Source organism: Phycisphaeraceae bacterium, from assembly GCA_020639155.1.
Classification (GTDB): Bacteria; Planctomycetota; Phycisphaerae; order Phycisphaerales; family UBA1924; genus JACKHF01.
In genome coordinates this window covers 2155573-2177401 of the sequence record JACKHF010000001.1, presented here as the reverse complement: position 1 = coordinate 2177401, position 21829 = coordinate 2155573, and the positions used below count along the sequence as shown (strand labels likewise).

Below are 21829 nucleotides of genomic sequence, written 5' to 3'. Positions count from 1 at the left end.
CCGTTCGTCGATTCACCATTGCATCATGCGATGGACAGGATCACATGGATACAACATAACCCCTGCTGCTGGATGCAGATTCTATCAACATTCCTACTCACGCGCCGGCACGTCGATCACTTGCACTCGATCGTTGCCGGAATCCAAGAGAAACGCCTCGCCGCCAAGAACGACGCTCGACCAGGGCGATCGCAGTTCGCCAACCAACCTGCCGGAACGTCCATACGTAGCAAGTGTCCTCCCGGATCGCAGATCGATGCGCTGGATCCGCTCATTGCCGTACTCTGTGACAAACGCTGTCCCGTCCTGCGGCAGAAACAGCCCGTGTGGATATCTGAACCGCCCCGGCTCAGACCGCTCCAGTTGCTCAGTATCAAGCCTTGCCAGCACATCCATGTCCGTCATGTCAAGCGGCCCACCGCCCGGATCGGGCTGACCCAGCCATGAGATCAACTCGCCATCAAGCGTGAACCGACCTACCCGATGGTTGCCGGAATCACACACAATCAGCTCGTTCATGGACGTTTCGATATCGATCGCTTGGGGTCGATTAAATGATGCGTCATCCGATCCGTTCTTCCCGAAAGCAAACAGGAACGAGAACGCCGTATCAAACACGCTAATGCGATCGTTCCCCCCGTACTCACTCACATAGATGCGGGTGGGCTTCCCATCATCAGCGACCTGTACAGCAATATCTGTTGTATAGGTGAACTGTCCCGGACCGGTCCCGAACTCACCCCACTTTGCAATGATGTCGGGCGGCTCGCCAAACTTTGCTGGCATATTCGATGACACGTCCGGCATCGCATATACAAGAATCTGGCTGTAATGAGTGTCGGCAACATACAAAGCTGGTGTGCCATCTGGAGCTGGCGCGGCCGTCAAACCAGTCGGACGTCCGGCTTGCGACGCGGGCGTCACCCAACCAGCAAGCATCACACCGGATTCTGGATTGATCACTTGTATCCGTGCAAACTTGTCAGCGACGATCAGATGCGCGCCATCAGTGGTGATTGCCCGCGGATACACAAACTGTCCCGGCGATCTTCCGACACCACCAAGAACACGCTTCACACGCAAGAGCCCAACATCACTCCGATCAACATCACAGCCGACAACACACGCGCAGCAGAAAACACACAGCGACAATCGACCAGCATATTGAAGCATCCATGGCAAAGACATCGGCACAGATGGTATATCCGATTCCCCGCGGGATGGTTTCATCTGTGTCACGACATGCTCACAATCTGCGACGAATCGGCCGAGCTCTCACAAGACATATCCCAACCAGAACAAGGACAATCGAGCCAAGCGTTGCCAGCAGTACACCAACACTCAGCGTCTCCCACTTGAACACATGCAAAAGTTGCAGCATCTGCGATGGATAGCTGGAAAGCCCCGGAGCCGTCAGCATCACAGCGCTCTCGATCTCGTGGAAACTGAGCGTTAGCACGACCAGAAAAACAACAATAACCGATCCGATACGAGAACCGAGCCAAAGCGGAACCCAGCGAACCGACAGCCCGGCAGAATCAAGCATCAGCGACTCACGCTCCTCGCGTGAGGTACGCAACCCACCAATCCATCCTGCCAATGCCCCAACAGCACCGAACCTGCCAATGTGCGCAAGCACAATCTGCGCTTGGTCCATCCAGCCCGGATACCCCATGGCTGCAGCGAATCTCCCCCATTGCTGACCAACACCAGCACCAACCAGCACACCCGGCACGCATGATGTCCAGACGAGCAGCGTCAATGCACCCAGAACAATGACACGCAGCCTCGATTCTGCTCGCAGTGACACTACAGCACACAGCACAAAGATGAGCACCACTACACCAGCACTCACAAGCCCGATGATAAAGCTTGTAAGCGCGGGCCTGGCTAAATCGTTCATCGCATTTGGAACCACATGATCAAAGTGGTGCGTCGCTCGAATGTACCGATACACCATCGAGAAAACTGGCACGGCAGAGACAACAGCAAGCAGTGCGATCATCAGAAGAAAAACATGACGCTCCCATGGTCGCTTGAAGTACCTCGACATCGCACGAAGATCCCATGTGCTCGACGTGCTGCGTTGCACAAACACGACAACCACAATCGCAGCGGCGAGCGTGACCGTGAGCAGTGCAATCGACGACCGCCACGCCTGCACACTCCCGCCAGATTGCAGCGCCAACCAGATCTGCTGAGTCTGTGTCGGCACATTGGCAAGATGTAACGGTACAGCCGACCCGAGGATGACAAGCAGCACCGCAGCCGCACTCAGAAGAAAACCGGGTAACTCAATCCGCAAGCGAAGAAGAGAACGATCGACACGACGCAACCGTTCCATCGCCAGTGCATCGAAGACGCTCTGTCCGATCTGCATGCGTGCAAACGTCTGGAGAGCGCAGGCGATCGGCCATGACCACAATGCCAAACCGAACACAGCCTGCACCTTCGAAGCAAACACAGGCCAGTACCCCGGATCGTCACTCCATGCAGGTGCCTTCGCATGAAGAACAATGTTCCCCAGCCACGATCCGGGTTCTCGCAACTGGTCTAGAGCTGCGTATGCAAGATACGAAGGCAACACAAGCATTGGGAGCAGCGCAACCAGAATGAGACCCGGCTTTGCAGCGAGGAGTCTGGATGCTGGTGTTGCAAGGAGCGCAGAAAGAAACGCAATCAGCACGAGTGTCGGCAGACTCGAGACAAATCCAGAGAACACACGTGGGTTAACAAACCCAGCTCCCTCCTGGCCCGCGATATCCGGCACCGCGACAGTAAATGCCTCCAAGCATGACACAACAACCGGAGCGGCAAGAACAACTGCAAGTGCGACCAGTCCAGCCGATGCACCTGTGACAACGGCATCACTGCGCTTGCCAGCGAAGGAATGAGGTTGATGGCTGTATGAAGGGACGTCCATGAAACACATGGATCATTGGGAGCAAAGACGCAGCAAGTCATGAAAAGCAAAAACGAAGAGGGCCTCCGTGAGGTTGTCCCTCCGGAGGCCCAAGCGTCGGCGATGACCTACTTTCCCGCTGGGCAGTATCATCGGCGGCCTGAGCTTAACTGCTGTGTTCGAGATGGGAACAGGTGTGACCTCAGACCTATGGTCACCGACAATCGGCAGCAATCGGTTTTCACCGATCGTGCCGGCGCTTGTATTGTGATACAAGCAACCGATACGAATGAAGCCGTTACAGATTAACGTTCAAGAATGAACGCGGGACGTTGTCACGAGTATGACAGATCGTCCAATCAGATCGAGAAAGCATGTATGCTTTGTCGACGGCCGATTGGAGTGATCAAGTCTTTGACCGTTAGTACCGCTTAGCTCAAAGCATTTCGGCTCTTACACTTGCGGCCTATCAACCCGGTGGTCTTCCGGGGGTCTTTCGTACAAAGTACAACCAAACCTCATCTCGAGGGGGGCTTCCCGCTTAGATGCTTTCAGCGGTTATCCCTGCCCGACGTAGCTACCCTGCTGTGGACTTAGCAGTCCAACAGGCTCACCAGGGGTCGGTCCAACCCAGTCCTCTCGTACTAAGGTTGACTCCTCTCAAGTTTGGGACGCCCACAACAGATAGGGACCGACCTGGCTCACGCCGGTCTGAACCCAGCTCGCGTACCGCTTTAATGGGCGAACAGCCCAACCCTTGGGACCGCCTTCAGCCCCAGGATGCGATGAGCCGACATCGAGGTGCCAAACCGCGCCGCCGCTATGGACGCTCGGGCGCGATCAGCCTGTTATCCCCGGGGTACCTTTTATCCGATGAGCTACGACGCTTCCACGCGCTGTCGCAGGATCACTAAGGCCCACTTTCGTGACTGCTCGACATGTCTGTCTCGCAGTAAAGCTGGCTTGTGCCTTTACACTCGAGGCGCGGTTTCCATCCGCGCTGAGCCAACCTTTGCGCTCCTCCGTTACTCTTTAGGAGGAGACCGCCCCAGTCAAACTGCCCGACACTCACGGTCCCCCGCCCGGCTTCACGGGAATCGGGGTTAGGCCACAAACGTACTCAGGGTGGTATTTCACCAATGGCTCCATCAGCGCCGAAACGCCAACTTCAAAGCCTCCCACCTATCCTACGCAGAATATGCTCGTGACCAATAAGAGCCTGCAGTAAAGGTCCACGGGGTCTTTCCGTCTTGCTGCGGGTAGGCGGCATCTTCACCGCCACTACTATTTCACCGAGTCGGTTGTGGAGACAGTGTTCCAGTGGTTACGCCATTCATGCGCGTCGGAACTTACCCGACAAGGAACTTCGCTACCTTAGGACCGTCATAGTTACGGCCGCCATTGACCGGTGCTTAGGTTATGAGCTTCGCTTACGCTAACCCACTTCCGTGACATTCCGGCATCGGGCAGGCGTCACTCTGTATACATCCACTTCCGTGTTCGCACAGAGCTGTGTTTTTGTTAAACAGTCCCCAGAACCTCTTCTCTGCGCCCTCAGCATGACCTGGAGGGCCCCCTTATTGCGAGCGTACGGGGTCAATTTGCCTAGTTCCTTCACAACCGTTCTCTCGAGCGCCTTAGGTTATTCACCATACCCACCTGTGTCGGTTTTGGTACGAGTTCCGCTTTGCCACCAGAGCTTTTCTAGGAATCTCCGCTTCCAGCATCGGCCAAAGGCCTGGACACAACTGGTCGTCCCGCTGAACTGAGAGATCCGCACTCTGGGTTGATCGCCACGGAAGGGCCGGAATATTCACCGGCTGTCCATCGACTACGCCTTTCGGCCTCGCCTTAGGTCCCGCCTGACCCTGGGCGGATTTACCTTGCCCAGGAAACCTTAGGTATTCGGCGAGAGGGATTCTCACCCTCTTGATCGTTACTCAAGCCCGCATATTCACTTCCTGCCGCTCCACGTGGCCTTACGGCGCCGCTTCACAGCCGACAGGAACGCTCTCCTACCACACTTGCGTGTCCGCGACTTCGGCTCTCTGCTTATTCCCGATCATTTTCGGCGCCAGACTCCTCGACCAGTGAGCTGTTACGCACTCTTTAAATGGTGGCTGCTTCTAAGCCAACATCCTGGCTGTCATAGCAATCTGACTTCCTTACGAACTGAGCAGAGATTGGGGGCCTTAGTCGGCGGTCTGGATTTTTCTCCTTTTGACGACGGATATTGTCACTCGCCGTCTATCTCCCGATGCTGCACAGATGGTATTCGGAGTTTGGTTGGAAGGGGTACCCAATACGGGCCCACCTCCCATCCAGTAGCTCTACCCCCATCTGCTGATCATCGAGGCTAACCCTAAAGTTATTTCGGAGAGAACAAGCTATATCCCGGTTTGATAAGACTTTTACTCCTCCCCACAGCTCATCCCATATCTTTTCAACGATAACGGGTTCGGGCCTCCAGAGAGTGTTACCTCTCCTTCACCCTGGCCATGGGTAGATCACACGGGTTTCGTGTCTAGCCCTTACGACTCAGCGCCCTATTCAGACTCGCTTTCGCTCCGCCTCCGGTCCGGTAGACCTTAGGCTTGCCGTAAAGACTAACTCACGGGCTCATTATGCAAAAAGCACGCGGTCACCCGAAGGCTCCCACCGCTTGTAAGCACACGGTTTCAGGTACTCTTTCACACCGCTCATCGCGGTTCTTTTCATCTTTCAGTCGCCTTACTGTTTCACTATCGGTCGTTGGGTAGTACTTAGCCTTGGAGGGTGGACCCCCCATGTTCACGCCGGGTTCCACGGGACCGACGCTACTCGTGGGCTAACCAGATTCATAACTACAGGGCTTTCACCTTCTTTGGCGCGCCATTCAAACGCTTCATTGTCTCACTGGCTTATCCGCTTTCGCTCGCCGCTACTCACGGAGTCTCGGTTGATTTCCTTTCCTCCAGGTACTGAGATGTTTCAGTTCCCTGGGTATCGCTTCCTGCACCTATGCATTCAGTACAGGATGACCTTGCGGCCGGGTTTCCCCATTCGGAGATCCAAAGATCACGGCTCGGTTACCAGCTCCCTTTGGCTTATCGCAGGTTCCTACGTCCTTCATCGCCTCCCAACGCCAAGACATTCACCGTGTGCCCTTATTGACTTGATCACTCCAACAGGTCGTCAACACATGAACCAGTCCAAAGAACCAGCCCATGCCCGACACCCGATGAAGCAACTGTCATTCAGACACGATCTGTCTCGTGTTGCTGTTGTTCAATAACAATCTCGCAACATTGTGATGCACAACTTTCTGTGTGCATCGCGCTCGTGACTCGATATTTATCCCAATCCGGCACATCCAATCAGCAGCCAGCGATCCTGTGAGTTGCCGCTAGCCCAAGGATGTGCCTTGGCTTCATTCATATCCGGTTTTCAAAGAGCGAGTGCGACTTTGCTGAACAAATTCAGCGCAGTTGCTGCCTGCCGAGCATCGCTGTCCGGCGGGCAGAGATAGTAGAGGGGCCCTTGTCTGGGTCAAGATTTGATGATGAGTTTTCGCCGATTCACTCGAATTCCCCGAAAAAATAGGGGTGGCACTGTGCCACCCCCAGTTAGAAGCTGCATTGTCAGGTGTTGGTTAGCCGCCGCCACCACCGCCACCAAGACCACCGCCGCCACCACCACCGCCAGGATCATTAGAGACTGGGTCAGGTGGTGCGATGATAGTGCGTTTCTTGGCAGGAACAGGTTTCCCTTGTGTCTTGCCCGCCTCCGCAGAAGTAGCAATCAACTTGTATCGTCTCTGCTGCTTCTCGCTGTTTGGATCGCGCCGTTCAATCTGCCCGGACATCGCGTTCAACACAACTGCCTCGGTCTGATTTGCCAGCGTCCGCGAGACATCCAGCAGCAGCACACTTAGCTCAACATCGCGACGAGTCGGCAGCGGCGTGCCAGTACGCTCCACATTTTCTTCAGACGGATCTGTGTTGAGTGATTCACGGTTAGGATTGGAAAATCCGATCTCGGATGTCTCAGAGGATGCGTCCTCACTTGATGGAATTGGTTCGGGAGTAATACCTGACAAATCAAACTCGGTCAGATCACTCGGGATCTGCGTGGTTGCAAACAGGCGCTGTCCCGGTTCAAGTGTTGTGGTTGCTTTACGGTAATACCCATAGTAAAACTGATAGACTTCAAAGCTGGCCTGAACTTTGTTAATGACCCCCTGAGTACCTTCCTGTGCAGCTGTAACGAAGTAGTATTGCATAGAGGGGACGGTGACTGGCTCTGTCCATTCCGAAAACTCACCTGTCAGCACAGGCTGCTTTGCCAGATCAACCTGTTCGGGCGCAAGGAACGCTTCTCGCTGGAAAGCCGGGTTGTTCACCATCACTGCAGTACGATATCGATATGTCGCTCCCGGCAGTACAGTGAAGTCATGCTTCCATAGCGTCACCGGCATGGTGTTGCTCAGAAGAGCGTTGACTTCATCAAGTCGATTGCCGGTTTCTGTTTCAAACCCCTCCGGTCTCCATCCGGTTTCCCAGATCTTTTCTTCGAGTTCGAGCAGCGTGCGCTCGTGCTGAATAAGAAGGCGCTCCTGTCTTGTAAACTCAGGCTGTGATGGATTTGCTCCTCTTCCACGGTCATCGGGGTTGGTTGGATCAGGTGCGTTGGTATTCTGAGGCTTTTTGTACACAAACTCAGGATCACGCTGTTCGGGCGTGCGATCCCACCAGGGAACCCACGGATCCTCAGGATCACGCCGTGCGGATGCGAGTTTCTGACGACGATCTTCAATCAGTTTGTTTCGATTCGTCAGCATGACTCGTGTTGAGTCAGCCGAATCATCGTTCATCGCGGCGAACGCAATGCTGGGTTGACGCCATTCAGGACCTGCAATTGTTGCAAGATATGCTGGATGACGAATATCGGTTGAGAGCTCCGCTGCTTGTGTCGCATACGACTCAAGCATTGTTCGCGTGAGATCTTCGCGCTTTTCCACACGATCCACAAGGTTGGTAAAGAGCGGGAACGTGTCAACAAGCACCGGATCGGACCACGAGCCGTCCATGCGGAGTTCCTGCCGTTCCATCGCAACACCGAAAACTTCCAGCGAAGTTCTCCACCAACTTGTTGGCATGGGCTGAATAGCGCCGTCGCCATCTGGATCCGCTTCCAGTTGTGCGCGAAGCGCATCGATATCAAGCTGAGCTTCAACACTCACACTCGCAACGTCCATCGGCTGGCGCATCCCGCCGAGCGCCTCTGCTAATCCCTCGTATGCGGCTATCTGGAATGGATCGAGGGTGCTTAGGTTTGCAAACGCAACAGGAGATTCCGGTGCAATGATCGAGCCTTTGACTGCAACCTGCACGGAGCCAGCAGTGCCTCCGGTGCCGATCTCGCTCTCACCAAAGGATGGGACGTATCCGGCAAATGCAAACTCGCGACGTGGCATGCTGCCGCCAGAACGAACTTGTTGAAGACGATCAAGCAATCCAAGCTCAAGGGGCGCTGGCATCTCAGGTGTGCTGGTATTCAGCTTTCCTTCAAGCTCGCGAGCCTTCTCTTCAAGCCCCTCAAACGCACGATCAGGTGTCACACTGCGCCCACCGCCGACATCAATTTTGTTCGGCTGGAGCAGGAACTGCGTGCCGAGCACCATGAGTAGAATCAGAGCAAACACTCCGACCACGACCTTCTCAATGTGCTGATCAATAAAACTTGCACCCTTTGGTTTCATTCTTACAAACCTCTGCTACGCAATGCTGGGTTCCGTGTCACGAATGAACATGCACGCACAATCAGCCAATATCTTCAAAGTTCTCTTCTGGCTTCTCAACGGGCATCCCAATGACTTCCTTGATCGAATCCGGGATATACTGCGAGAACCACGAACGCTGATACACCACTTCGATGTTGAGCTCTACCTGCACAACATACTCGTCACCGTAGTAAAATCCCTGATTGAGATCCTTTTCGATGTCGACCGCTTCCATCTGCATGCCCACAATGCTCATAATGCCTGTGGTGTTGATTGCTTCAAACAGCTTTGGCAGCTTCGCAAACGAGGCAATCACTGTGATGTCAACAAGCCGAGTTTCATACAGACCATTCGAGAGCACTCTGCCACTCACTGATTCGGTGTAGTCCGGCTCCAACTGCTCAGATTCAAGCCCGAATGTGATCTCCATCATAGAGCCAGCTTGGCCATTTGCTTTGTCGGCTTCCGCCTTCTCGATAAGCGTGAGGTAATCCGATCGGTTCTGAAGCACGCGCGTGATGCGCTTGACTGTGGAGTCAGGAACTGAGGTCGGCTCGCCGTTCTCATTTGAGTTTGCCTTTACAACAGCTCGAAGGACATCTCTGAGAATCCAATAGTCGTACTGCCAGACAAAGCACTCCTCATACTTCGGGATGCGCCCGTAGGTGTTTGGCGCAAAGGGTGGCACCCTTGCATCGTTGGTGTAGAGAAACGCGTCCTGTTGCATGTACGTTGACAACTCATCTGCACGAAGTTTGTACTGCCCAAGACGAACCCCGATGAGCTTATCCGCAATCGCGTCCTCATCGTCAGGAGTGAGCTGGTTCCCGCTCTGTTGGATTCGTGTTGTCTCAGTTGCCTTCAGATCGTTCAGACGCTCGCCAAGCATCGCACCATCTGGCGGAGTTCCTGCTCGCACCATGGAAAGAAGTCTTCCGTACGCAGACGTTCTGTCGTTCGCACCACGCCATTCCAGTTCCTTGACCATTTGATTCAGCAGTGAGTTCCGCTGCGTTACGTCTTCAGGTGCCTTTGGAAACAAGCCATCTACCAGCATGTCCCTGCTCTCGTGGCCAATAACCTGAACAGCTTCAACAACCTTGCGAATCTCCTGCTCCTGCTGCTGGCGTCGTTGCGCAAACACCTGGGTCAACTGATCGTGCGGCGCAGACGACAATGACACCGGCTGTCCACCAAAGCCGTCATTGATATCTGAGTACTCGACCTGACTGACATTATCGAGTTGGGACTTTGCTCCCTGAACCTGATTCGTTCGAGACTCGCGAAGATTCTTGTTCATTCCCGAACTGAAAAACCATCCTACCGGAAGTGCCACGATGGCAACTGCCATGAGAATGACAATGACAAGGTTGGACTTTGCCCATGAAAGTATTGCGTTCACAGTTGCTCCTCATCATCAACGCGTAATGTTGCTACAAACTGAACAACATACGCCGTTCTACGGGTTTCCTTCGTGTATCCGGGATTGATTGCAGCGAGCGGTGCGAGATTCTGAAGAGATTCGTTCGCCTTTGTCTTTGACTGCTCTTCGCTCAGTTTTTCGCCAATAATGATGCCACCGCTGTTTGCTGGATTGGGTGTGCGTCTGCCACGCCTGCCTCCACGCCCAAAATCCTCAGATGCAAGGTCTTCGATCTCGGTCAGCACCAACGTGCCTTCGCCCTTGCCAGGGTTCACCCACGGCACACTTCCTTCCCAACTGATGATGTAGGGAACGTCCTTGCGATCACGGTTATTACGAAGCCACGCATCAATCGAACGAGTGATCAGATTTACTGAATCTGGCGCGACGGTGGTCAGATCAATCTTGACCTCAATATGCGCTTTCTGAGGAGGGATTTCATCGCCCAACTGGGTAAATGTGGATTCAGTCTCCTGCTCGTGGAATGTCGTTGTAAACTTCTCAAGCTGGAATGCGTTGACACCTTGGGGAAGGGTCAACCCCAACTGTCTGGCCTTTACATCAGCATCCTCAAGCATGAGCGCAAGATCGTTCGCAAGATGCTCATACACAGGCATCGGCTCGACCATGGTCAGCATGTTCTTGGCAGAATAATCGATCTTGCTCGTTGTCACTTCAGATGCGTCGCTCTTGTTCAGCTGCGCACTATTGATCACTTGCGCGATAATCGAGGGCTGTGGGCTGTTGTTCACAGCAACCTTGTCGAGCATTGGGCGGATGAACATCGCACCTGTTGCTGCAAGTGAAAGCCCAGCAGCAACACCAAACCACGGAATCTTTCGCTTCCACATCGACGACTTGAGCACTGTCGCTGGCATGAGGTTCGCGATGAGCGAGGCCTCATCAATACCCTGTAGCGCAAGCCCGTACGCAGTCACAAGGTTCAACGAAGCATCGGCAAACTCCGTCGCACGGACACTGTCAACTGATATCCGCTGGAAACCTTCCACACGCGACACGTTCATCTGCAGTTGCTGCTTCAGATACCGTTGCAGGCCCGGAATCCGGAATGTGGAGCCGACACCGATCAATCGCTGAAGATCCGCACCCGCGTGCAGCGACTGGTAGTAACCAATTGAGCGCTGTATATCCTGCGCTAGATCGTGGAACACATCCTTCATCGCCTGCATCACGTGCTTGGCGTGCTTTGTTGTCTCAAACTCTTTCTTAAGTTTTTCAGCCTTCACGTAGGAAAGGTTGAATGTTTCAGCAATCGCCTGCGTGAAGTGGTGCCCGCCGATCGGGAAAGTGCGCACCCATGCTCGGCCGGGCTCTGAGACAATAAGATCGGTCGAGGTTGTACCGATGTCAACAATGATGGTGCCAGGCGTTTTATCGCCAAAGGACAGGTCATATGCAAGCGCGTTATATGCTGCAAGCGGGCTCAGCGTAATGATATCGGGGGTAATCTCTGCACCAGCCCATATACGCAGCTGCTCAGAGAGCCTCTCTTTCGTGACAGCAAAGATACCGACTTCAATGTCGGGAGACTCCGGGCTGACAAACGTCTGGTAGTCCCACTCGACTTCTTCAAGTGGGAATGGAATCTGCTGCTTTGCTTCGAATGCAACAATCTGGTGGACTTTCTTGGGATCAACAGGCGGCAGGGTCGCAAACCTCGCAAAGCCAGAGTGTCCTGGAATCGACATTGCGACAGAGGCGCCGGTCAGGTCGACTCGATTTGCCAGCATGCCAAGAGTGATCTTCACCACATCTGTCGGATCTGTGTCCGGTGTTGAGAGCACCCGCTTGTGCGGGATGACAACAAAGTCGGCAAGCTCCAGACCATCGCCTTTCGCTTGGAGCTTCATCGCAGCGATGCTGCCCGAGCCCACCTCAATACCCCAGCTTGCTCCAGCTGCCATGGGTTATCCTCCGGTTCAGACGCCCTTTCACAGGCGATACAAGATTCTGCAAACGCAAGAGTGAATCCTACCCGGACAACGATCGGAGGGCAGGTTTGCAATGCATTCATCTACGCTTGTCGGTCTGAAAAGTTGCAGATCAGCGGGTCGAGTGGAAAGAGTTACAGAACCGAGACATTCCAAAGCCGCATCTCAGCCCTCGCAAAACCCTGACATTTTCAGGAATACATCGCAATAGCAGCATGCGAGACCAGTGCCTGACCAGCTTGGTCCATCGCAGCAGCGTAGTTGAGAACTGCAGCCGACTTTGGCTCGACAATCCTCATAGCCGCAACGAGATTCCCAATTGAACACCATCGTGTGGGATTTTGCTGCCAAGCCATCGTATTGACAAACCCCTCCCAATCCAGATTGGAGTACATCTGAAGCCGCTGCTGGTCACTCTGCACAACGTTGTTCCGGAACGCAACCACCTGTTCATCATCTCCAGCCAACGGCAGCGGATCTCCGAAGGCAGGCCCCACATGGCTGAGATCAGCTGACGCAATCACGAGTGTTGTTCCTGACAGCGACGAGAGTACCTCTTTCATCGCAGTCACAAAGGCATCCATCCCCACCCCTGAACCGTCATAGGACCCGCCATTGTTGACAGCGGGATCATGTACCAGAGCAGCAAACACCCGCGGGTAGTTTCCATCCTCGTCCTTGCCCAGGCAATGCTGAATCCACGGGATCTGCAACTCAACCGAGTGCTCGCGTTCATGATCAAACCGATGCTCAAACAGCACATCACCAAGCTTGGCACGAAGTCCGTCAGCAACATCGCTATCAAGTTCGCATACACCGAGCGGTGATTCAAAGCCCTTGTCGCACCCGGTCACTCCTGTCGAGAAACCGAAATGGTTTGTTCCCAGAACAATAACACGATCCGGGCGATCAACTACACGCATGCGCCCCCAGCAGTGGGCATAGTTCACCCAGCCACGAGGGTAATCGATATGTGGTACCACAATGGCCGACGGAAGGGAATCGAAGCTCGGATTCTCGACATCCTTCAGAGCGTGATCAATCCATTTGTCCATCAACTCACGCAGTTTCAGGCCACCCAGCGCAACCAACTCTGCTTCAGTGACTTCATCGTTACCGACAGACTCCCGCACGAGCGCATCAGCAAATGCTGCAGTTGCACCAGGTGGAAGCGTTGGTGACGCATCAAATGTGGTGTGCATGTCTGCAAGAATCGCGTCAAATCGAGGACCTTCCAGCAATCCAGCGTCTTCAAACTGTGCAACGAGTTGCTGCATCACTTCAACGGTCAGTCCCTGACCAATCTGCGCAACCAGTTGCTCGATCGTGCGTGTGCCATCCATGACAGGCAGCAGCGCTTGTGCAGCGGGATGGGTAAAGACAACCTTTTCTGTAATTTGGCGTGCGTCAGCAATCCCCAACAATACTTTCCCGTCGGACTGAGCCTGAAAAGCACGTACAGGCCGAAGCTTCGGGTGCTGTTGATGAGGCGCAGCATGGTCGAACACCGGGGGAATCTGGCCCGCCGGAGTGGGATTATCCTGTGAGGTCATGGATATGTGGCCCAGGTCTGAGTCTATCTGGATTGGATGGCAGATTGAAACAATAAGATCTCAACCCGCACGAACAGCATGCTGACCGCCGATTACGTGAAAATGGGCGGTCGCGATTGCTCAAACCATCTATTTGTCAGCAACGTTTATCCGGCGACCCATTCGGCGCTTGCTGTTGATGATCTTCCGGCCTGAATGGGTTTTCATACGGGCGCGGAATCCAATCGAACGCTTCCGTTTGATTCGACTGCTTCGACGTGGATGAAGCATGGGATTCTCCGATCAAGGAACGTGCTCCACTGAAACCGACACCGCTTGCAAAGTGTCAGGAACAGCAAAACCGGGTTTGAAAGTTCGAGCAGGGAGTATAGACACATGGCAATCATGCGCCAAGTCCCAGCATTTTTCTTGATGTTTTGATTGTTATTATCGGTCCATATATCCCTGTTGAACTACACATTCGGTTGATTTCGATACATCAAACGGAACTGGGGGATTGCAAAGTGTTGTCTGTTCGGCCATTATGCAAAGATTAAGACACTCGTGGATACTGCGACTCGCACCATTCTGGAACAACGCATCGGGTACACGTTCACCGATCATGATTTATTGCGCGCTGCGCTCACCCACGCCTCAGCTGTTGAGGACCGGCTCGACTCCAATGAACGCCTGGAGTTTCTTGGCGATGCGGTCCTTGGTCTGATCACGTGCCAGAGATTGTTCACTCGCTATCCGGATCTTGAAGAAGGTGACATGACCAAGGTGAAGAGTGCTGCGGTCTCACGACAATCGTGTTCGGACGTTGCGATATCACTGGGGCTGTGTGACTTTACTATTCTCGGGAAGGGCATGCGCTCGGGGGTGGACATTCCGATGTCCATTTCGGCTGGTGTGCTTGAAGCACTTATCGCAGCAATCTACCTCGATGGTGGATACGACGCCGCATCAGCATTTGTCATTTCGTTTATCGATACGCTGATCGACGAGTCGATCGAGAGCGGCCATCAGGAAAACTATAAATCACTGCTGCAACAACATGCGCAGCGAATTCTTGGCGACGTACCAGTCTACAGGGTGCTTGATGAGAAGGGACCCGATCACGCCAAGGCGTTCAAGGTCGGCATTATTGTTGGTGCGCGACGATTCGAAGCCGCATGGGCACAATCGAAGAAACAGGCAGAGCAGATCGCCGCTCGAAATGCGCTCGCGATGCTTGGAATCATCGAGGTTGACGATGCGGGTTTCGCCCGTGTTGCAAACAATGAAGATACAGAATAAAGGGTATGCTCTCCATCTATCAGGACAGCGATTTCACCGCTGCAGCACGATCCTTGCCTACTTTGAACAATGTCGAGAGCTTTGTAATCTTGAGCATGTTCGAGACATCCGGCGTTACATTGTACAATGCAACATGACCACCGGCAGCCTGCGCATTCTTTCGCAATGCCAGCAGCATTGAGATGCCAACTGACGCAAGCAGCAGCACCTCAGACATATCAAGAGCAAGTTTCCAACCGTGCGGCGAAGCAGCCGCAACGAGATCCTCCTCAAGCGCACCGGTATCTGCTTCTGTGATCTTTGACAACCTGATGACAGCGACCACAACGCCATCCTCAAACTCTGTCAGCACCCTGCTGTTGTCAATCATTGCCATGGGCCAAGTGTAGCTGAATCAAACAAATCCTGCCAACAGAAAACCCGCCAAAGCCGAAGCTTGGGCGGGTGAAAAATACGTATACGACGGCTCCCGCTTACGGGAAGATACCACGAACCGCGTATGCCTGCGCGAGGCGCTCAAGCGCTGCAGCGTACGCTGCGGTACGCATGTCTGTGTTAAATCGATTCTTCGCAGCGATGGTCTGGTGGGCAGCCTTGACCATGTGCTTGTTGAGTGTCTTGTCGACACGATCCACATCCCAGTACTCACTGGTCTTATTCTGAACCCACTCAAAGTACGACACGGTCACGCCACCAGCATTCGCGAGAATCGCGGGGATGATCTCAACACCCTTTGACGCAAGCACGCGATCACCAACCGGGGTTGATGGTGCGTTTGCACCCTCAGCCATGTACTTACAGTCAAGCCAGTTCGCCTCTCGCTCCTGGATCATCTGCTCGAGCGCCGCAGGAACAAACAGGTCAACAGGTGTCGAATAAAAGTCCTTTTCGCCAACCTCAGTTGCACCCTTGAATCCCTTGACACCACCATGCAAACGACAATGATCGGCAAGCTTGTGTGCGTCAATACCGTTGTCGTCGCGAAGACCACCGGTGTGGTCCTGCACAGCCACCAGTTTGGCGCCCATGTCCTGCAGAATCTTGCCAGCCCACGAGCCGACGTTACCAAACCCAAGCACTGAGAACCGCATGCCCTTGATCGGCATACCGAACTCTGGCAGCAGTTCTGCAACGACGTCTGCAAGTCCCTGACCGGTCGCCTTCTCACGACCGAGCGACCCACCGATTTCAACTGGCTTGCCTGTCACGACACGCATGCCGTCATATACAGCACGATCAGTTGACGACATCTGGTAAGTGTCAGCCATCCATGCCATGATCTGGGAGTTCGTGCCCACGTCCGGAGCAGGGATGTCGTAATCAGGACCAATATCGTTTGCAATAGCGCTGATGAAGCGACGTGTGACGCGTTCAAGCTCGCCCTGGCTGACAGCGCGAGGGTCTACCTTTACACCGCCCTTGCCACCACCGAACGGCACGCCCGCAAGCGAGCACTTCATTGTCATGAGAAATGCAAGACTCTTGACGTCGTCAAGATGCACATCGTGGTGGTACCGAATACCACCCTTGTACGGACCGAGTGCGTTGTTGTGCTGAACGCGATACCCCTTAAACAGCTTGTGATGACCGTCATCCATGCGCACCGGGAAGTGCACCATAATCTCGTTCTTCGGCTGGGCAAGAATGATCTTGAGTCGATGCTTGAGCCCGACCAAATCAGCCGCCTTGAGCATGGTGCTCACAGACTGCGTGTACAGATTATCTGGATCCTCCGGCAGACCGACTTCGTCGCAGACAGGATCGCGGGGAAGAGTGACATTCGGCGTCGCGGCAACAGTGCTCATGAACGTGTATCCACAGCCAGATGGTGCGAACAGAAACCCTGGGTGATCGGATCGGCGAGCGTGTTTCGATCATCCTGATATCTCGGAGGACATCTCCGAAACGGGCTGAAACTCTAGACAAACTGTTTCCCAAGGCCAGCAAAAAACGGTTGCTGTGCGAAGGATCACAGATCGCTTGTGCCTGTATCGTCACGAATTGCTGGGGGGATTTGCTGAGACCTCGCTCCCGGCCCGATTTTCAGGATCACAGATTGTGCGCACAAAGTGCCAGTCGCGAACCACCACCATTCGTACCTGCCGCTCATTTCGCGTCTTTCCTGCGGGTTTGACGCGATTTTTGTACCAGTTTGCCAAAACTGCGACTAGACTACCAGTTCCCCCTGCTTCTTTCTGTCAAGGCGCAGCACAGAGAGAAGCTTTGTCATGGTCTGCGTCGCACCGGTTCGATCCCCCTCGGTCGCGTGATTGAGTGGGTTTTCAGGTGTCCTTGAACGTGGTTCAAGCCTGAAGCTTTATCGGACACATTCACCTCTGGATACATATACATGATCGATGACACGCTGATCGCTCAACTTGGTTCCACGGACGCCGAAGTTGAAGCGCTGCTCAGTGACGCGTTTGGAGGAGCAGATACCGACAATCGCATGGACTCCATTCTCGGCGAGCAAATGGAAGAAGTCTCGCCGGGCAAACTTATCAAAGGCAAGATCATCGGGTTCGCGGGCGACGATGTCGTCGTCGAACTCGGACTCAAGAGCGAAGGCCTGGTCCCTCGCGAAGAGTTTGAGGGCGCAGCACCTGTTGTTGGCGAAACAATTGATGTGCTGCTCGAATCACTCGAAGGAAACAACGGCCTTGTTGAAATCTCGAAGCGCAAGGCCGATCGCATCATCAACTGGCAGCGCATCATCGATACAACCAAGGAAGGCGACGATGTCGAGGGCGAGGTCGTCCGCAAGACAAAGGGCGGCCTGCTCGTTGATATCGGTGTGCTCGCGTTCCTGCCCGCTTCGCAGGTTGACATCCGTCGTCCTCACGATGTCGGTGAGTTCATCGGTCGAAAGATCCGCGCCACGATCATCAAGATTGATCAGGAGCGCCGCAACATCGTTGTCAGCCGTCGCAAGCTGATCGAGATCGAGCGCGATCGCGCCAAGGAACGCCTGCTCAAGAACATCAACGAGGGTGATCTTGTCAAGGGCACCGTCAAGAACATCGCTGACTTCGGCGCGTTTGTCGATCTCGGCGGTATCGATGGTCTCCTGCACATTACCGATATGTCATGGAGCCGCGTGAGCCATCCAAGTGAGATCGTCAAGATTGACGATGTCATTGAAGTGAAGGTCCTCTCGATCGACATGGATCGCGAGAAGATCGCGCTGGGTCTGAAGCAGAAGGACGCAAGCCCGTGGGAAGAGATCGAGGCCAAGTACCCCGTCAACTCACGCATCAAGGGCAACGTCGTCAACATTGTCTCATACGGTGCGTTCGTCCGTCTCGAAGACGGTATCGAGGGGCTCGTGCATATCTCTGAGATGTCGTGGACACGCCGCATCAACCATCCCAGCGAGATCATCGCGCCGGGTGACGAGGTCGAGGTCGTTGTGCTTGCGATTGACAAGAACAAGCAGGAGATCAGCCTCGGCATGAAGCAGGTCGAGGTCAATCCATGGGAACTCGTCGGCGAGAAGTACCCGGTTGGCCACGTCATCGAGGGCACTGTCCGCAACCTTGCAAACTACGGCGCGTTTGTTGAGATCGAACCCGGCATCGACGGTCTGCTCCATATCTCTGATATCTCCTGGACCAAGAAGATCACGCATCCCAGCGAGATCGTCAAGAAGGGCGACACCGTCACCTGCAAGATCCTCGAGGTCGATCAGGAGAAGCAGCGTATCAGCCTCGGCATGAAGCAGCTCCAGGACGATCCGTGGGTCGCTGCAATCCCAGACGCGTACAAGCCCGGCATGGTTGTCAAGGGCACCGTCTCCAAGATCACCAACTTCGGCGTGTTTGTCGAACTGGAAGACGATCTCGAAGGCTTGCTGCACATCTCGGAACTCGCCGATCACAAGGTCGAGAACCCGCAGGATGTTGTCACCATTGGCGAGGAAGTCGAGGTCAAGATCCTCCGTGTCGACACGCACGATCGCAAGATCGGCCTGTCACTCAAGCGCGCACAATGGGGCGACACCTCCGGCGCTGAGGGCGGCGGCGAGGAGCGCGAGTTTGACGCGCCACGCAAGCCAGTCCGCGGTGGTATGGATGATCACGGGTCGATGGGTACGAGCAAAATCGAACTCTGATCCCATCACTTCATCATGTTCACACTCAGCCGCTCCAGCAATGGAGCGGTTTTTCATTCCAGTTCCATCTGTCCAGTCTGTTCTTCGATTGCAGCTGTTGCTAGGAGCTGCTACGTTTGACGTGCTGTACACCTATCAGGAGATCGGCGTGGCAAAGAAAGCTCCCACAAAGAAGACCGTCGCGAAGAAAGTGGCGAAGAAGAATGTCAATCGCAAGGCTTCTTCTCGCGCAGAACGCAATGAGCACACAGAGGCAAAGCTCGTCTCCCTCGCGGAACGGGTTGTCGAGTCGAGTGTTGGGGGTATTGAGCCGCGCATCGAGATCCCGACCCGAGCTGCGAGTAACACTCGATGGAATACGTCACGGCGCATCCTGCAGATGGGCGACGCAACGCAGGAACGCAGGCTGTTCGATCTGAAACAGGCGCGTCTGTTCATGCAGACAATGTTGCACGCGTCGAGCATTCGTGATCTGCTGCACGAGGACAAGTCGCTCAGCCTTCGTGGTATGTTCTACAAAAGTCTGCACACGATCCAGGGCACCAAGGGCGAGAAAACATTCTCTGACCAGACCGAATCCGATGGCATCCTCGAGGACATCGAGGTTTCGCTCGGGTCATTGCGAGAAGAACTGAATATCTACGCGAAGAAACGCGGGTCGATGGTCGGAAACATCACGATCATTGACTCGGGCGACGAGATCGACTGCCGGCGCATGGGTTCGGGCGGATACTCGATCCCGTCGATCGTCGAGCCGGACATCATCCAGTTCAAGAAGTGCGATGCGAAGTTTGTGCTCCATGTCGAGAAGGACACCGTCTGGGGACGGTTCAACGAGGACAAGTTCTGGCAGAAGCACAACTGCATCCTGACTGAAGGATCGGGCCAGCCGACGCGCGGCGTGCGAAGACTTCTCCACCGATTCAACAAGGAACTCGGGCTTCCAATCTACTGCCTGCTCGATTGTGATCCGTGGGGGCACTACATCTACAGCGTCATCAAACAGGGCTCGATCAGTCTCGCGTTTGAGTCTGAGCGCCTTGCGATCCCCGACGCGAAGTTCATGGGGATCCGCGCCAAGGACTACGAACGATGCTCGCTCTCGGACGACGTGCAGATCGCGCTCAACGACCGCGACATCAAGCGAGCCAAGCAGATCATGGAGTATCCGTGGTTCAAGGACAAGAAGAACTGGCAGGCTGAGATCAAGAAGATGCTCTCCAACGGGTTCAAGATGGAAGTGGAATCGCTCATCACCAAGGACATCAGCTACGTCACAGAAACATATGTCCCCGAGCGTCTTGCAGAGAAGGACTGGCTGGACTGAGCTCTCGTATGGCCACAGACGCCTGTGAGAAGGGTTGAACCACAGAGACACGAAGGCACGAGAGAATAAAGGGTGCCATGATCACGCTTATGTGACCATGACCATGCTCTCAAAATCCAGTGTCGTAATGATGAAACCGGACCTTGACAGATGAAGTACACTCTGGAGATGGAGTGTGCTGAATGTCGCTAGATCATGCTGGAAGAACAAGTTCTCCCAGCCGCTTCGAAAGATGCGGCTGGGGTTTGTGCGTGCTGCTGATGCTGAGCACAACTGCATCAGCCCAGCAAGCTTCTCTCGTGTTTATGGACAACCTGCCGCCCAATCTCCTCTCCTACGAGGTCGGATTTTTGTCTCTCACGGATGACGGAACCGTCATTGGAACTTCTGTTGAACAATCAGCTCCCATTGGGACCGGAATCACATGGTCACAACAGAAGGGTTGGACACTGCTGCCAAAGCCGGGACCGGAATGGAATGTTTCGGCTCAAGGAACTTCACGAGACGGAAGATACATCACTGGGGTTGCTGCTCCCCCCCCGAACTTGTCGCCAGCGATGCCGATAGTGTGGATCGATGGCGAGGGACCCTTTGTGCTCTTCGAACCGCCTGAACCATACGATCAAGCATTTGCGCTTGACGTCTCAGACGCAGAATATGGTTATATTGTTGAGGGGCTGCTCATCGACGATGGTCCGGGCGCTGATGTCCCGTTCCTGTTTGACGGGGAGAAGATCACCAATCTTGGCAGCCCACAAGGCGGAAACACGAATATCGCTGACATCAATACTCCCGGGGCGTTTCTTGGCACGAGCGGAAACATTCTGACAGGAAGTCTTGAAGCTGTACGTTGGCGAGAAGGTATTGGGTGGGAGTTTCTTGGAGACCTGCCCGGCTGTTTTTCCTTTAGCCGCGTGCTTGGCGCCTCTTCCGACGCTCGCGTTGGTGTTGGACAGGCGACACCGGGACTTATCTGCACCCAGGCTTTTTCGCGATGGACCGAATATCACGGATGGCAGTGGTACCACATCCCAGGAAACATTGTTGGAGGAAGAGCAGAGCAGGTGAGTGGAGATGGCTGGCGCGTCGTCGGGTTCACTGGGAACGCTGGGCCACCTCCTCTCCTCAACGGAGCAACTATCTGGGACCCGGTAAATGGTGCGCGGTATCTCCAGGATGTGCTCTTTGAGGAGTATGGCATCTCGGCCGGAGTATGGCAGCTCTGGACCATCGACACCATCAGCTTCGATGGCACGATGATGGCGGGTATTGCTGCTCGCTGGACTGGAACACAGCTCGAGTATCGACCCTTCTTTGCAACACTTCCCGCGTTCTGCTATGCGGACTGCAACGGCGATGATGAGCTCAATGTCCTCGATTACTTCTGCTTTGCTGAGCAGTTCAGCCAGAGAACCGTGTACGCCAACTGCGACAACGACGGAAGAATGAATATCTTCGACTTTATCTGCTTCGGAAACAAGTTCGCTGAAGGATGTCCGTGAATCATTGTTCCTTCAAAGGC

13 protein-coding genes and 2 rRNA genes are annotated in these 21829 nt (G+C 54.3%); 4 read left to right on the top strand and 11 right to left on the bottom strand.

What is annotated here, in order from left to right; all coding sequences use genetic code 11:
- Window positions 1-93: 93 nt before the first annotated feature.
- The 9 genes from H6815_09155 to rpmH form a co-directional block, all read right to left on the bottom strand.
- Window positions 94-1188, bottom strand: a complete 1095-nt coding sequence (locus tag H6815_09155; GenBank protein ID MCB9860605.1) for a hypothetical protein — start codon at window positions 1186-1188, stop codon at window positions 94-96.
- Window positions 1189-1246: 58 nt separating this feature from the next.
- Window positions 1247-2923: a hypothetical protein gene (locus tag H6815_09150; GenBank protein ID MCB9860604.1), complete on the bottom strand. Its 1677-nt coding sequence runs from the start codon at window positions 2921-2923 to the stop codon at window positions 1247-1249.
- 94 nt (window positions 2924-3017) lie between these two features.
- Window positions 3018-3124: ribosomal RNA gene (gene rrf / locus H6815_09145) — 5S ribosomal RNA — on the bottom strand.
- A gap of 180 nt (window positions 3125-3304) precedes the next feature.
- Window positions 3305-6064 (bottom strand): 23S ribosomal RNA (locus H6815_09140).
- A 469-nt stretch (window positions 6065-6533) separates the two neighbouring features.
- On the bottom strand, window positions 6534-8642 hold the full coding sequence (locus H6815_09135) for a hypothetical protein (protein MCB9860603.1): 2109 nt from the start codon (window positions 8640-8642) through the stop codon (window positions 6534-6536).
- Between the two features lie 61 nt (window positions 8643-8703).
- On the bottom strand, window positions 8704-10065 hold the full coding sequence (locus H6815_09130; GenBank protein MCB9860602.1) for a hypothetical protein: 1362 nt from the start codon (window positions 10063-10065) through the stop codon (window positions 8704-8706).
- Window positions 10062-12011 carry a type IV pilus assembly protein PilM gene (gene pilM, locus H6815_09125; GenBank protein ID MCB9860601.1) on the bottom strand — a complete coding sequence of 650 codons (1950 nt, stop codon included), beginning with the start codon at window positions 12009-12011 and terminating at the stop codon, window positions 10062-10064. Before pilM ends, H6815_09130 begins: the two co-directional genes overlap by 4 nt.
- 218 nt (window positions 12012-12229) lie before the next feature.
- A complete protein-coding gene (amrB, locus tag H6815_09120) occupies window positions 12230-13591 on the bottom strand; it encodes an AmmeMemoRadiSam system protein B (GenBank protein MCB9860600.1) in 1362 nt (453 codons plus the stop codon).
- Window positions 13592-13720: 129 nt separating this feature from the next.
- Window positions 13721-13861 carry a 50S ribosomal protein L34 gene (gene rpmH / locus H6815_09115; protein ID MCB9860599.1) on the bottom strand — a complete coding sequence of 47 codons (141 nt, stop codon included), beginning with the start codon at window positions 13859-13861 and terminating at the stop codon, window positions 13721-13723.
- A 261-nt stretch (window positions 13862-14122) separates the two neighbouring features.
- Here rpmH and rnc point away from each other — a divergent pair, with 261 nt between their 5' ends.
- On the top strand, window positions 14123-14869 hold the full coding sequence (gene rnc / locus H6815_09110) for a ribonuclease III (protein ID MCB9860598.1): 747 nt from the start codon (window positions 14123-14125) through the stop codon (window positions 14867-14869).
- A gap of 19 nt (window positions 14870-14888) precedes the next feature.
- Here the strand turns inward: rnc and H6815_09105 are convergent, their stop codons facing one another.
- On the bottom strand, window positions 14889-15245 hold the full coding sequence (locus H6815_09105; protein ID MCB9860597.1) for an STAS domain-containing protein: 357 nt from the start codon (window positions 15243-15245) through the stop codon (window positions 14889-14891).
- A gap of 97 nt (window positions 15246-15342) precedes the next feature.
- Window positions 15343-16674, bottom strand: a complete 1332-nt coding sequence (locus H6815_09100) for a Glu/Leu/Phe/Val dehydrogenase (protein MCB9860596.1) — start codon at window positions 16672-16674, stop codon at window positions 15343-15345.
- Window positions 16675-17219: 545 nt separating this feature from the next.
- Between H6815_09100 and H6815_09095 the strand changes: the two genes are divergently transcribed.
- The 3 genes from H6815_09095 to H6815_09085 all read left to right on the top strand — a co-directional run bounded on the left by H6815_09095 (window position 17220) and on the right by H6815_09085 (window position 21809).
- Window positions 17220-18980, top strand: coding sequence for a 30S ribosomal protein S1 (locus H6815_09095; GenBank protein MCB9860595.1), 1761 nt, complete (start codon window positions 17220-17222; stop codon window positions 18978-18980).
- A 40-nt stretch (window positions 18981-19020) separates the two neighbouring features.
- The gene (locus H6815_09090) at window positions 19021-20307 is read left to right on the top strand and encodes a DNA topoisomerase IV subunit A (GenBank protein ID MCB9860594.1); all 1287 of its coding nucleotides are present in this window, start codon (window positions 19021-19023) and stop codon (window positions 20305-20307) included.
- Window positions 20308-20489: 182 nt separating this feature from the next.
- A complete protein-coding gene (locus H6815_09085) occupies window positions 20490-21809 on the top strand; it encodes a hypothetical protein (protein MCB9860593.1) in 1320 nt (439 codons plus the stop codon).
- Window positions 21810-21829 lie beyond the last annotated feature (20 nt).